The organism is Sporofaciens sp. SGI.106 (assembly GCF_050314255.1).
Lineage (GTDB): Bacteria > Bacillota > Clostridia > Lachnospirales > Lachnospiraceae > Claveliimonas.
The window spans coordinates 1-13706 of the sequence record NZ_JBNPMZ010000019.1 but is presented as its reverse complement, the minus strand read 5'-3'; the positions used below and the strand labels follow the sequence as shown (position 1 = coordinate 13706).

14 protein-coding genes are annotated in these 13706 nt (G+C 44.1%); 13 read left to right on the top strand and 1 reads right to left on the bottom strand.

Annotated elements, in window-relative coordinates:
* Positions 1-65: 65 nt before the first annotated feature.
* The 6 genes from fabZ (at position 66) to ACQRCC_RS12290 (ending at position 5951) form a co-directional block, all read left to right on the top strand.
* A complete protein-coding gene (gene fabZ / locus ACQRCC_RS12315) occupies positions 66-494 on the top strand; it encodes a 3-hydroxyacyl-ACP dehydratase FabZ (RefSeq protein WP_427851081.1) in 429 nt (142 codons plus the stop codon).
* A 10-nt stretch (positions 495-504) separates the two neighbouring features.
* Positions 505-1845: an acetyl-CoA carboxylase biotin carboxylase subunit gene (locus ACQRCC_RS12310; RefSeq protein ID WP_427851080.1), complete on the top strand. Its 1341-nt coding sequence runs from the start codon at positions 505-507 to the stop codon at positions 1843-1845.
* A gap of 6 nt (positions 1846-1851) precedes the next feature.
* Positions 1852-3567 carry an acetyl-CoA carboxylase carboxyltransferase subunit alpha gene (locus tag ACQRCC_RS12305; protein ID WP_427851079.1) on the top strand — a complete coding sequence of 572 codons (1716 nt, stop codon included), beginning with the start codon at positions 1852-1854 and terminating at the stop codon, positions 3565-3567.
* Positions 3568-3576: 9 nt separating this feature from the next.
* Positions 3577-4665 (top strand): NAD(P)H-dependent flavin oxidoreductase, encoded by a 1089-nt coding sequence (locus ACQRCC_RS12300; RefSeq protein ID WP_427851078.1) that lies wholly within the window; start codon positions 3577-3579, stop codon positions 4663-4665.
* Positions 4666-4761: 96 nt separating this feature from the next.
* Entirely contained in the window at positions 4762-5205 is a 444-nt protein-coding gene (locus tag ACQRCC_RS12295) for a MarR family winged helix-turn-helix transcriptional regulator (protein WP_427851077.1), read from the top strand.
* Positions 5206-5222: 17 nt separating this feature from the next.
* The gene (locus ACQRCC_RS12290) at positions 5223-5951 is read left to right on the top strand and encodes an NAD-dependent protein deacylase (RefSeq protein ID WP_427851076.1); all 729 of its coding nucleotides are present in this window, start codon (positions 5223-5225) and stop codon (positions 5949-5951) included.
* Between the two features lie 29 nt (positions 5952-5980).
* Here ACQRCC_RS12290 and ACQRCC_RS12285 read toward each other — a convergent pair whose 3' ends face one another.
* The gene (locus tag ACQRCC_RS12285; protein WP_427851075.1) at positions 5981-6598 is read right to left on the bottom strand and encodes a putative ABC transporter permease; all 618 of its coding nucleotides are present in this window, start codon (positions 6596-6598) and stop codon (positions 5981-5983) included.
* 256 nt (positions 6599-6854) lie between these two features.
* On the opposite strand from ACQRCC_RS12285, the gene ACQRCC_RS12280 reads away from it, so the two are divergent.
* The 7 genes from ACQRCC_RS12280 to ACQRCC_RS12250 form a co-directional block, all read left to right on the top strand.
* On the top strand, positions 6855-7562 hold the full coding sequence (locus tag ACQRCC_RS12280; RefSeq protein WP_427851074.1) for a DUF5714 domain-containing protein: 708 nt from the start codon (positions 6855-6857) through the stop codon (positions 7560-7562).
* A 68-nt stretch (positions 7563-7630) separates the two neighbouring features.
* Positions 7631-8575 (top strand): CPBP family glutamic-type intramembrane protease, encoded by a 945-nt coding sequence (locus tag ACQRCC_RS12275; RefSeq protein WP_427851073.1) that lies wholly within the window; start codon positions 7631-7633, stop codon positions 8573-8575.
* Positions 8576-8610: 35 nt separating this feature from the next.
* Positions 8611-9810 (top strand): coenzyme F420-0:L-glutamate ligase, encoded by a 1200-nt coding sequence (locus ACQRCC_RS12270; protein ID WP_427851072.1) that lies wholly within the window; start codon positions 8611-8613, stop codon positions 9808-9810.
* A gap of 39 nt (positions 9811-9849) precedes the next feature.
* Entirely contained in the window at positions 9850-11142 is a 1293-nt protein-coding gene (guaA, locus tag ACQRCC_RS12265) for a glutamine-hydrolyzing GMP synthase (RefSeq protein ID WP_427851071.1), read from the top strand.
* Positions 11143-11378: 236 nt separating this feature from the next.
* A complete protein-coding gene (locus ACQRCC_RS12260; RefSeq protein ID WP_427851070.1) occupies positions 11379-11735 on the top strand; it encodes an AlbA family DNA-binding domain-containing protein in 357 nt (118 codons plus the stop codon).
* Positions 11729-13042, top strand: coding sequence for an ATP-binding protein (locus tag ACQRCC_RS12255; protein ID WP_427851069.1), 1314 nt, complete (start codon positions 11729-11731; stop codon positions 13040-13042). Before ACQRCC_RS12260 ends, ACQRCC_RS12255 begins: the two co-directional genes overlap by 7 nt.
* Before the next feature lie 354 nt (positions 13043-13396).
* Positions 13397-13706 (top strand): hypothetical protein (locus tag ACQRCC_RS12250; RefSeq protein ID WP_427851068.1); only part of this gene is annotated, 310 nt, incomplete at its 3' end.

The following is a 13706-nucleotide window of genomic DNA, read 5'->3' as shown; positions in this document are numbered from 1 at the left end:
CACAAATGTTTATTGGGGACGTAGCAAAATGCATTTTGCTACGTCCCCAACAAAAGGAGATAGAGATGAATCATTTAGATATTAATCAAATCAAGGAAATTATACCGCACCGCCACCCATTTCTTTTAGTCGATTATATTGAAGACTATGAGCCGGGGCAGTTTGCGGTTGGATATAAATGTGTCACCTATCGTGAGGATTTTTTTAAGGGGCATTTTCCGCAGGAGCCGGTAATGCCGGGAGTTCTGACGGTGGAGGCACTGGCTCAGGTTGGTGCAGTCGCTATTTTGAGCAAAGAGGAAAATAAAGGGAAAGTGGCATATTTTGGTGCCATTAATAAGTGTAAATTCAAAGGGAAAATCGTTCCGGGAGATAAGGTGAAGCTGGAGACCCGGATTATCAAAAGTAAAGGCCCCATGGGAATTGGGGAAGCAATTGCAAGTGTAGACGGCAAGGTCGTTGTAAGTGCAGAACTGACCTTTATGATTGGATAGGTGGAAGAGGATGATTAAAAAAGTATTGATTGCAAACCGCGGTGAGATTGCGGTGCGGATTATCCGTGCGTGTCGGGAAATGGGCATTGAGACTGTTGCTGTCTATTCGGAGGCTGATAAGGAGGCGCTCCACACGCAGCTGGCAGATGAAGCGGTCTGCATTGGTCCCGCACCTTCGGCAGAAAGCTACCTGAGCATGGAGCGTATTATCAGCGCTACCATCGTTTCCGGTGCAGATGCCATTCATCCGGGTTTTGGATTCCTTTCAGAAAACAGCAAATTTGCGGAGCTGTGCGAGCAGTGCCACATTACCTTCATTGGCCCGGGTTCTGAGGTGATCGCAAGACTGGGTAACAAACAGGAAGCACGCAACACCATGGTAAATGCCGGAGTCCCGGTCATACCGGGAAGCAGTGAACCGATTTATGATACTGTGACCGGAGCCAGGGAGGCAGACCGGATCGGTTATCCTGTAATCGTAAAGGCGGCTCTCGGTGGCGGAGGCAAGGGTATGCGTGTGGCAGACACGCCGGAAGAATTTGAAAATAGCTTTCGCACAGCCCAGAAGGAAGCCCAGATGGCATTTGGCGACAATACCATGTATATTGAGCATTTCGTCCGTCATCCGAGACACATCGAATTTCAGATTCTGGCAGACAGCATGGGAAATGTCATCCATCTGGGAGAGCGTGACTGCTCTATTCAGCGAAATCATCAGAAAATGATCGAAGAGTCTCCGTGTACTGCCATTTCGGAAGAACTCAGACAGAAAATGGGTGAGGCTGCGGTGAAGGCTGCGAAGGCAGCTGGATACGTGAATGCAGGAACAATAGAATTTCTCCTGGAGAAAAATAATCAGTTTTATTTTATGGAAATGAATACCCGTATTCAGGTTGAACATCCGGTTACGGAATGGGTGACGGGAGTGGACCTGATCAAGGAGCAGATCCGGATTGCCTCCGGGGAACCGCTTTCTCTGAAACAGGAAGACGTGCATCTGACCGGACATGCGATTGAATGCCGCATTAATGCCGAGAATCCGGAAAAGGGATTCCGGCCGTCTCCGGGAACCATCACAGATATGTACCTTCCGGGCGGAAAAGGAATTCGGATTGATTCGGCGATTTACAGCGGTTACACCATTCCGCCATATTATGATTCCATGATTGCAAAGCTGATTGTATGGGCAAAAAACAGGAATGAAGCGATCCGTAAAATGCAGAGTGCACTGGGTGAGATTATTATAGAAGGAATCGATACAAATGTGGATTACCAGTATGAGATTCTGAATCATCCGGATTATCTGGCGGGAAATATTGATATAGAATTTATTGAGCATATGGAAGAGTGATAGAGTATGAAATTGGAAAATATGTTTAAGAAAACAAAATCTGTATCTGCCAAAAAAGGCTATATTACAGTGCGTACGCAGAAACCGGAAGTTCCGGAAGGCCTGCTTCGCAAATGTAATAAATGTGGAGCTGCTATCATTGCAGAAGATGTCAGGTCAGGAAATTACATCTGTCCAAAATGTGGTGGATATTTCCGTGTACATGCATATCGCCGGATTCAGATGATCACAGATGAAGGAAGCTTTGAGGAATGGGATCAGGATCTGCTTGGCCCCAATCCTATGGAGTACAAAGGCTATGAAGAGAAGATAGCCGGACTGCAGGAAAAGACCGGGCTTCGGGAAGCAGTAGTGACCGGTCGTGCCAGGATTAATGGAAGTGATGTGGTGATCGGTGTCTGTGACGGGCGTTTTCTGATGGCCAGTATGGGCTGGGCAGTCGGAGAGAAAATTACCAGAGCTATTGAGAGGGCAACAGATGAACAGCTTCCGGTTGTGCTCTACGCCTGTTCCGGAGGTGCCAGAATGCAGGAGGGGATTACTTCCCTTATGCAGATGGCAAAAACATCAGCGGCTCTGAAACGTCACAGTGATGCAGGACTTCTGTATATTTCTGTTCTGACAGAGCCGACGACCGGAGGAGTGACGGCAAGCTTTGCCATGCTGGGAGATGTGATCCTGGCAGAGCCCAGGGCGCTGATCGGATTTGCGGGACCGAGGGTCATTGAGCAGACCATCAGACAGAAACTTCCCAAAGGATTTCAGCGGGCAGAATTTCTGTTAGAGCACGGTTTCATCGACCGTATCGTTGCGCGTGAGGAACAGAAAGAAGTTTTGTCTGATATTATAAAGCTGCATGAAAATGCTGATAAAGAAAATAAAGAAGAGAGCGAAAACAGAAAGCAGGCTACTGTCGATAAACCATGTGAAGAGCAGAAAAATCTGACCGCATGGGAGAGAGTACAGATATCCCGTCGAAATGACCGACCTGTGGGAAGTGATTATATTCAGGAATTATTTACAGATTTTATAGAATTTCATGGAGACCGGTATTTTGCAGACGACAAAGCGATCGTGGGTGGTGTGGCCAGATTCCACGGAAAACCGGTAACAGTGATTGCTCAGACGAAAGGGACAACCACAGCGGAAAATGTAGAGCGCAACTTTGGAATGCCTTCCCCGGAAGGATATCGAAAGGCACTCAGACTCATGAAACAGGCTGAAAAATTCGGCCGTCCGGTCATTTGCTTTGTAGATACACCGGGAGCATTTTGCGGGCTGGAAGCAGAAGAAAGAGGACAGGGGGAAGCAATCGCAAGAAATCTTTTTGAAATGTCGAACCTGAAAGTACCGGTACTTTCCGTTGTGATCGGAGAAGGCGGAAGCGGCGGAGCCCTTGCCATGGCAGTAGCCGATGAAGTATGGATGCTGGAAAATTCCATTTATTCCATTCTCTCACCGGAAGGATTTGCAAGTATTCTCTGGAAAGACAGCAGCAGGGCAAAAGAAGCTGCGGAGGTTATGAAACTGACCGCAGAAGATTTATACCGACAGGGAATCATTGAACAGGTGATTCCGGAACCGGAAAATTATACAATTCTGAACCAGGAACAGGTGACGGATATTCTAAATGTGGAAATAGAGTCATTTTTAAAGACATATGAAAAAATGTCTGAGGAGGAACTGACCGCTCATCGCTATGAGCGTTTCCGAAATATGTAGGAGATTAGTATGAAATACAAACCATTTTATTTGGATAATATGGAAGTAAAAGTGCCGGTGGTGCAGGGCGGTATGGGAATTGGAATCAGTCTGTCCGGGCTTGCCGGTGCTGTTGCGAAAGCGGGCGGCATAGGAATCATCTCTGCCGCCCAGATTGGCTTTCGGGAGCCTGATTTTGATCAAAATCCTCTGGAGGCAAATCTGCGTGCGTTAAAAAAAGAATATGAGAAAGCAAGAAATATTGCACCGCAGGGTGTCATTGGATTCAATATTATGGTGGCAATGCGCCACTATGAAAAATATGTGGCAGCAGCGGTAGAAGCGGGAGCGGATATCATTGTATCCGGAGCAGGACTGCCCACGGATCTTCCAAGAATCGTCAAAGAAACGGAAGAAAATATAAAAAACCGTGAATCGAGAACCAGACTTGCACCAATCGTATCCACAGACCGGTCTGCAAAGGTACTTTTAAAATACTGGGATAAAAAATACGGAATCGTTCCGGATCTTGTGGTGATTGAAGGTCCCAATGCAGGAGGTCATCTGGGATTTACGAAGGAACAGATTTATCAGTATGAAGACCGTGCAGAGGACTACGCACAGGAGATTAAAAAAATCTTACAGACAGTGGCAGAATACGGGACCAGATACGGGAAGAAGATTCCGGTGGCAGTCGGAGGCGGAATCTGTACCAGAGAACAGGCGGAATATGCATTTTCACTGGGAGTGGATGCCATTCAGGTGGCGACCAGGTTCGTCACTACAGAGGAATGTGATGCGGATGTACGTTATAAACAGGCTTATATCCGGGCAAAGGAAGAGGATATTGTTATTGTAAAAAGTCCGGTAGGCATGCCGGGAAGGGCAATTAAGAACCGGTTCATGGAACGGGTCCTGGCAGGTGAGCACATTCCGCACACACCGTGTCACGGCTGCCTCCATAAATGTAATCCGGCAGAAATCCCTTACTGTATTACCGATGCGCTGATTCATGCAGCCAGGGGCGAGACGGAGGAAGCACTTCTTTTCTGTGGTGCTTATGCATATCGTGCAGATAAAGTGGAAACTGTGCAAGAAGTCATTGATTCTTTGCTTTAAATGCGGGTATAATGGAAATATCAGCAGACTGACGCACACAGAAACAGGAATGTCAGAAACATTCCTGAATATGGGATTGTTAGAGAAGGAGAAGCAATGGACGCCTACAAGACGATAAATGATATTCTGGTTCATCTGATCAATGAAATATGGGAGCAGGAAGAAAAAGCCATCATAACCGAAGAATTTAAGGATATCACCAATAACGATATGCATGTTATCGAGGCAATCGGACCGGGTGAAGGAAATAACATGTCCTCCATTGCAAAAAAACTGAATGTTACAGTGGGAACACTGACAACAGCCATGAATAATCTTGTAAATAAAAAATATGTGGAGCGTCATCGAAGCGAGAAGGACCGGAGAGTTGTGTATGTGCGTCTGACCGCAAAGGGAAAGTCCGCATACCGCCATCATGAGGATTATCATCATCAGATGACACAGGCGATTCTGGATAAGCTCTCCGAGAATGAGATTCCGGTGCTGATGAAAACACTGGATGCTCTGTCAGAGTTCTTCCGCGGTTATCATGGAGAATAAAGCAGGAGGGATCAGGTATGTACGAACAGGAAGTAGAAAAATTACAGAAAATCATAGATGATAGTAACCGGATCGTGTTTTTCGGCGGCGCAGGCGTGTCTACCGAGAGCAACATTCCGGATTTCCGAAGTGCGGATGGACTGTATCAGCAGCAGTATAAATATTCGCCGGAGCAGATCGTAAGCCATACTTTCTTCGTGCATCACACGGAGGCTTTCTATGAATTTTATAAGGAGAAAATGATGTTCCTGGACGCAAAGCCCAATCCGGCTCATATCAAGCTTGCACAGCTGGAAGAGGCGGGCAAACTGTCGGCAGTGATTACCCAGAATATTGATGGTCTTCACCAGGCGGCCGGTAGCAAAAACGTGCTGGAGCTTCACGGAAGCATTCATCGCAATTATTGCCGGAAATGTGGGAAATTCTACGATGCGGCATATGTGAAACATTCGGAGGGAATTCCCCGGTGCGAGTGCGGCGGGATCATTAAGCCGGATGTGGTGCTGTATGAAGAAGGACTGGATTCATCGGTCATTCAGCGCAGTATTCAGGAAATCAGTCAGGCCGACACACTGATTATCGGCGGCACTTCACTGGTCGTATATCCGGCAGCAGGATTTATTGATTATTTCCGCGGCAGACACCTGGTAGTCATCAATAAAAGCGCTACTGCCAGAGAAGTGGGAGCAGAGCTGAGTATCGCGGCGCCTATCGGAGAGATTCTGGATCAGATACTTGTCAGATAGACAAGCATCATGAGCAATATTCATGAAAATTAAGTTGTAATTCCAAATCCCATATTGGGATGAAACATGGAAAATATCATATCTGCGCAGAAGATTACCAGCAGACATACACAAAGTGCCTGGCGGGACGCCGGAGATAATCTTCGGAACAGATTGTCTAAAAGCGGGGCGGCAACGTACACGATACAAAGTCCGCCCAGTCCGAAGATCAACAGTCCCTCCAGGCATATTCTGCCCTGAAACTGAAAGAGCATATCGCTGTAATCCCACCAACGCACGCCAAATAACAGCTCCAGTCCCACGCTGGTCAGATATTCCACTGCACCGCAGAGCAGAATGATCCTGCCAAATAAAGCGGATGGTCTGCTGCGCCATTTCTTCAGAACCAGAAGAATCAAAAGGGCGCCAATTCCATAGATAGGCAGCCAGGGACCGGTCATAACCCCACGGTTAATAATCATTTTGTCCTCAATAATATGTAAAAATACTTCCCATAGCCAGCCAATTCCGGAGAAGGTGAAAAATAATAGAATCAGAGAATCTGCGGAGTAGCTGCGTTGATAATTTATTTCTGTAAATGGGTGGATAGACAGCAGAAATCGTTCTGCCTGCAGTGTTTTAGCTCTTATCGTCTCTTCTTCTCTCATAGTCACTTCCCCCTGTGTTTCCATTAATGTATAGTTAAGTGCCTTTTCTTTATTCTGTGTACATTCTATCGAAAAGAAATAAAGATATAGCAGAGGAAATTCTGAAGAAATTCTGAATATTTTTCCACAAATTCTTAAGAAGAAATCCCCAAAAATCAAATAAAAAAGACGACATAAAAAATTCACAAAAAGTTTGATTACATATTGCCTGTGCTGTGTTAGAATAGAGTTACGACAAAAAATGGGAGGAATCGCTATGGAAAATAAACGAGGAGCCTGTCTGGTGTGTGGAAAACCACTGGTTTATTATGAAAATGCCAGAGAGATGGAATGCAGTATCTGTCATAAAATTTTTGAAAATAATGTAAGCTGCGAAGATGATCATTATGTGTGTGATGACTGCCACAGTAAAAGGGGAATTGAGGTAATCGAGGAGATGTGCCGCGGTTCCCAAAGCAGAAATCCAATCACACTTATGCAGGAAATTATGGAGAATCCATATATTTATATGCACGGTCCGGAACATCATGTGCTGGTCGGCGCGGCAATATTAACAGCATTTCGCAATTGCGGCGGCAATCTTGACTATGAGTGGGCAATGACCGAGATGGTAAGACGGGGAAAAGAAGTGCCGGGAGGTATCTGCGGATTCTGGGGCTGCTGCGGAGCTGCAGTCAGTACGGGCATCGCTTACAGTATTTTAAAGAAAGCAACACCGCTCAGCGGGAAATCCTGGGGACAGTCGAATCTGATGACAGCCCGGGCACTCGAGAGCATCGGAAGCATCAGTGGACCAAGATGCTGTAAGAGAGACTCTTTCCTTGCGGTTGTGACTGCTGCAAAAGTAATCAGGGAGGAATTTGGTGTGGAATTGGAGATTCCGGAGAAAATCAGCTGTACATTTGACCGGGAGAATGAGCAGTGTATTCGAAGAATCTGTCCGTTCTACACGCAGAGAGCATAGAAAAGAAACGACTTGAAGCGAGTACTGGGGTTAAAGAATAAAACAAGACTGAAAAAGGAAGTGGCATTATGAACAAAAGAACATTGAAACCCTATGGAGTGGCAGTCCTTCTGATCGCATTATATCTCCTGGATATTTTCTGGCTGGCAGATATGCTGGCACCTTATCTGGGAATATTCAGCTCATTAATAACAGAAATACTATTGGTCGTAATTGCGGTGGGAGTATTTGTGATATTTCACGGGAAAATGAAAATGATTTTTCCCTTTAAGAGACCAGAATTCTCTAAGGTGATGGGTACCCTGGTTCTCTGGCTGGGAGCATATCTGGCCAGCATGACGGTCACTATCATTATTGCCTATTTCTTCCCGGCTGAAGTAATGGGGGCAAGTCAGGGAGTTCAGGGAATGATCGATAGTCTTCCGACTATATTAGGACTTTTCGTCGTCGCGCTGTCTCCTGCCATCTGTGAGGAAATGGCATTTCGCGGAGCGCTGCTTTCCTGTTTCCGGACAATGAAGAGCCGTTGGGCAGCAATTCTTATTGTATCGGCCATTTTCGGAGCATTTCATGGAAGTATCTGGCGCATGATTCCGACCATGATGCTGGGTATCGCTATGGGATATCTGTTATTTGAAACGGAAAATATGTTTTACAATATGCTCTTTCATTTTATCAATAATGCAGTTCCGGTGTTAATGATGGCGGTTCTTGGCAGTCTGACACAAGATGGCGGGCAGGATGTTATGGGGGCGGCAGCATCTATACAGATGATGGGAATTCCTCCGGCAACCGTTGGTATTTATCTTATATATGGAGGAGCTGCACCATTTCTTATTTATATCGGTAACTACTTGATTCACCGGGGACAGCCGGGATATGATAAAGGACTTTTATCAAAAGAGAAAACAAAGACTTTTATTATATTGCTGGCCATAGCCGGATTTATGCTGTTTCTGGGAATGTGCGTGGTGTTAGCTTCGGTTCTGTTTGAAATAATGAAGACGATGTGATAAAGTGGAAGTAACCAAACAAGGGGGAAAAAGGTATGGAAAGAAGAGTAGGAACTATTTCAAGAGGTATCCGCTGTCCGATTATCAGAGAAGGAGATAACCTGGCAGACATCATTGTTGAGAGTGTGCTGGGAGCAGCGGAAAGTGAAGGATTTAAGCTGAATGACAGAGATGTTATCGCGGCGACAGAATCTATCGTGGCGAGATCCCAGGGGAATTATGCTTCCGTAGACGACATTGCAGAGGACGTAAAGACAAAATTAGGCGGAGAGACGATCGGAATTATTTTCCCGATTTTATCAAGAAACCGTTTCTCCATATGTCTGAAAGGTATGGCACGAGGAGCGAAAAAAGTGGTTCTGATGCTGAGCTATCCAAGTGACGAAGTTGGAAATGAGCTGGTATCACTGGATCAGCTTGATGAAGCCGGCATTAATCCGTACAGCGATGTGCTGGATGAGAAGCGTTACAGAGAACTGTTCGGAGAAAATAAGCATCCATTTACCGGAGTAGATTATGTCGAATATTACGGCAGCCTTATTCGTGGTGAAGGAACAGAGGTAGAAGTCATTTTCGCAAATAATCCGAGAGAAATCCTGAAGTATACGAAGAAGGTTATTACCTGTGATATCCACACACGTGCGCGGACAAAACGCATTCTGAAAGCGGCAGGTGCAGAAGTGGTATGCGGTATGGACGACATTCTTACCAGCCCGGTAAACGGAAGTGGATGTAATGAAAAATATGGACTTCTGGGCTCTAATAAATCCACGGAAGAATCTGTCAAGTTATTCCCGCGCGACTGTTCTGATCTGGTAGCAGAAGTGCAGGCACAGATTCTGGAGAAGACAGGAAAGCATGTAGAAGTTATGGTATATGGTGACGGCGCCTTCAAAGATCCGGTAGGAAAGATATGGGAGCTTGCCGACCCATGTGTATCCGTGGCACACACACCGGGACTTGAGGGAACACCGAATGAAATCAAGCTGAAATATCTGGCGGATAATGATTTCAAGGATTTGTCCGGTGAGGCGCTGAAAGAAGCAATTTCTAAGAGGATTCAGGAGAAACAGGATAATCTGGTCGGAAATATGGCATCACAGGGGACTACGCCGAGACGTCTGACCGATTTGATCGGTTCGCTCTGCGATCTGACCAGCGGCTCCGGTGATAAGGGAACACCGGTAATCCTGGTACAGGGATATTTTGATAATTACACATCAGATGCGAACTAGAAATGCTTATTTGATATGTTTGGTGAGAGGAGAACACTTATGAAACAGGATATGATTGTAATTCTGGATATGGGAAGTACCGAGAATACAGTGCTGGCAAGAGCCATTCGTGACATGGGAGTGTACAGCGAGATTCACCCGCATGACATTACTCCGGAGGAGTTGAATGCGCTTGATAATGTAAAAGGAATCATTTTAAATGGCGGCGAAAATCGTGTAGTGGACGGTGTTCCGGTAGAAGTAAATCCTGCCATTTACGAACAGGGATATCCGGTGATGGCAGTAGATCATCCGACTGCAAAATGCGAACAGAATCTGGCTGAGCTGCCGGATGAAGAAACCCTGAAAAAATTCGTATTCGACATCTGTAAAGCAGAGCCGAACTGGAATATGAAAAACTTTATTGAAGATCAGGTAGAACTGGTAAGACGCCAGGTAGGAGACAAGAAAGTTCTGCTTGCCCTGTCCGGAGGTGTGGATTCCTCTGTTGTGGCAGCACTTCTCCTGAAAGCAATCGGGCAGCAGCTGGTGTGCGTTCATGTAAACCATGGACTAATGCGAAAAAATGAATCCGAGAGTGTAGTAGAGGTATTCCAGAATCAGTTGCACGCAAATCTCATCTACGTAGATGCAACCGAGAGATTCCTTGGAAAACTGGCCGGCGTAGCAGATCCGGAACAGAAGAGAAAGATCATCGGCGGAGAATTCATCCGCGTATTTGAAGAAGAGGCAAGAAAATTAGACGGTATCGATTTTCTTGGACAGGGAACCATTTACCCGGATATCATCGAGAGCGGAACCAAGACAGCGAAGATGGTAAAATCACACCACAATGTAGGAGGACTTCCGGAAGACCTGCAGTTTGACCTGGTAGAGCCGTTAAAGCAGCTCTTCAAAGACGAGGTACGTGCCTGCGGAATCGAGCTTGGATTGCCGCCACACATGGTATACCGTCAGCCATTCCCGGGACCGGGACTGGGTGTGAGATGCCTTGGTGCAATCACCAGAGATCGTCTGGAAGCAGTCCGCGAGTCCGATGCAATCCTTCGTGAAGAATTCGCAAAGGCCGGACTGGATAAGAAGGTATGGCAATACTTCACGGTAGTACCGGATTTCAAGAGCGTAGGTATGAAGAACCATGCGAGATGCTTCGAGTATATGGTAATCATCCGTGCAATCAACACCATCGATGCCATGACAGCAAGCATTGAAAAGGTGGATTGGGAAGTGCTGGAGAAGATTACCAACCGGATATTGATGGAAGTGGAGAATGTAAACAGAGTGTGCTATGACATGAGCCCGAAACCGCCGGCAACAATAGAGTTTGAATAAAAATAATTGTATATTTTATTTTACGTGGCAGATAATGGTGTTGATTATCTGCCATGAATTTTTTGTATAGATTTTACACAAATTTTCAATATATTGTTGTCAATGTCTAATTTGGAAATGAATGGACAAAATTATTTTATTGCCCATTTTATTAATCTTGTATGGTAAAATAGATAAAATAATAATATTTTGGGCAATGTATCGTAATACGTAAAATAAGGGAAAGTGGTGATTCAGTGACTAGATTAGATTTCGAAAAAGTTCTTCAAAAGGGAGAATCCATTAATACAGAATTTAAATCTTGGGTAAAGGCTTCCGGCATGAAAGAACGCATTGCGTTAGTGGTAGATGAATTAATTGCGTTTGCTAATAGCAAAGGTGGAACTGTTTATTTTGGCGTGGAAGATAATGGAGAAGTTACTGGATGCACAGGTAATTATGATTTACAGAATATTGTGGAAGCTATTTATGATAAAACAAGACCGCCTTTATTTACAGAAGCTGGGGAGATTGAATATCAGGGCAAGACAGTGATTACTTTATCTGTTGAGCATGATGGAACAACATATGCAACGACGGATGGCAGATGTTAAGAAGGCTTAGTAAGAATTCTAAACCATATTATCCAGATGAGATGAGTAATAAATATTCTGCTGTTCAGAATCCTGATTTTTCCGGACAAATTATAGTGGAAAGTACAGAAGATGATATTAATAAGCTGGAAATTTATAAATTAAAGGAAAAATTGAAAGCAAGGGATCCTGAATCTACACTTTCAGAAATGGAAGATATGGCTTTTCTGAGTGACCTGGGACTCACTAAATATGATGCAGGGAATTTGAAGTTAACGATAGCTGGATTACTTTTCGTAGGAAAAGAGCAGGCAATTCATCGGCTTCTTCCGCAGGCAGAGGTTATTTATCTGCATTATTCACAGTCAAATTTGGAAGAATATGATGCAAGACTGGATATGACAGCGCCGATTATTTCTGTAATCGACAGACTTTCTGAGAAGATACAGGATGCGAACCGAATTGTAAATGTTCAGGTGGGACTTTTTCGATTGGAAATCGTAGATTTTTCAGAAAGGGTGTTTCAGGAAGCGCTGTTGAATGCTCTGGCACACAGAGATTACCAGAACCAGGCGGCTGTGTATGTGAAACATTATCAGGATAAAATTGTGATTGAAAATCCAGGAGGATTTCCAGAAGGTATTACAGAACACAACATTATTACTCATCCTTCTGTGCCACGGAATAAGCTGATTGCTGAAACACTGCAACGGTTAAAGTATGTTCAGAGAACGGGGCAGGGTGTAGATATTATTTTTAGAGATATGGTGTCTTCCGGTAAACCATATCCGGAATACAGAGCATATAATGATGCGGTGTCACTGTCAATTTATAGTGCTATTTATGACGTGGAATTTGTGAAGTTTGTGGCTAGAGAACAAAATTTACGTCAAAGGAATTTTTCGCTTTCTGAGTTAATGATTTTGCGTTATTTAACAGATAATCGTAGGATTTCTCTTGCCACGGCAACAGATCTAATACAGGGAACAAGAGATATGGCTCAAAAAAGTCTTAACGATATGAGTAGAGATGGCTTGATTGAAGTCTCTGGGAAAGAGTATATGCTGACTGCCAGAACGTATGAGGCAGTAAAATCTACAGTGGAATATACGAAAGACAGATCAATTCAGTATATTAAGGCAAAAGAAATGATTATGGAATATATTGAAGGTAATGGATCTATAACAAACGAAAAAACCAGAGAATTGTGCGGATTTACTAAGCAGCAAGCAAGAAGTGCTTTGGATAAGATGCGAGGAGAATCTTTGATTCAATTAGTTGGAGCAGGGCGTTCCAGTAAATATATGAAATCGAGTGAAACTCGATAAAAACTCGATTTCCACTCGAAAATATTGATGAAAGCCTGAAATAACAGGAAAAATAACAAAAAATATTTCGAGTTTATCGAGTGAAAATGAGTTTATTATTGGTGAAATATATAAAACAAATCTTTGCGTTCTTATTTTTGATATGATAAAACACATTAGGGATGGTGGTAATAAGAAGTCGAGGATTTACTGCAATGATGTATTTGTGTCAGCACTGCTGACACAAATTAGTTGGAGCAATCATCTTGCGATTATGTCCAAGGCAAAACGGTAGAGAAGAGACATTTTTATATGACGCTTTGCAGCAAAGAAGAATTATCATTTCATTAGTAAAAGATACGAGGGGATTTAATAATGAAATCAGTAGAAGAAATAACAGCAGTTAATGTATTTAATCCTAATGTCCGAAAAATAAGATGTGTAGAAAACGAACTTGATTATCTGGGCGATGGGACTGTTTTTTGTGAAGATAATCTTGAGAAAGGAAGAATTTACACTTTTATCAGAGGGGAAATGAAATCATATGGTGCCATGGTATTTCTAAAAGAAGTTTCCAGTCAATATGGTTTTCATTCCTGTTTATTTGAAGAACTTGAGCCTTATAACAGACAAATTGTAGCGGAAGCGTATGAAAAGTGGTTGGAAAAGGAATTGGAAATGGCTG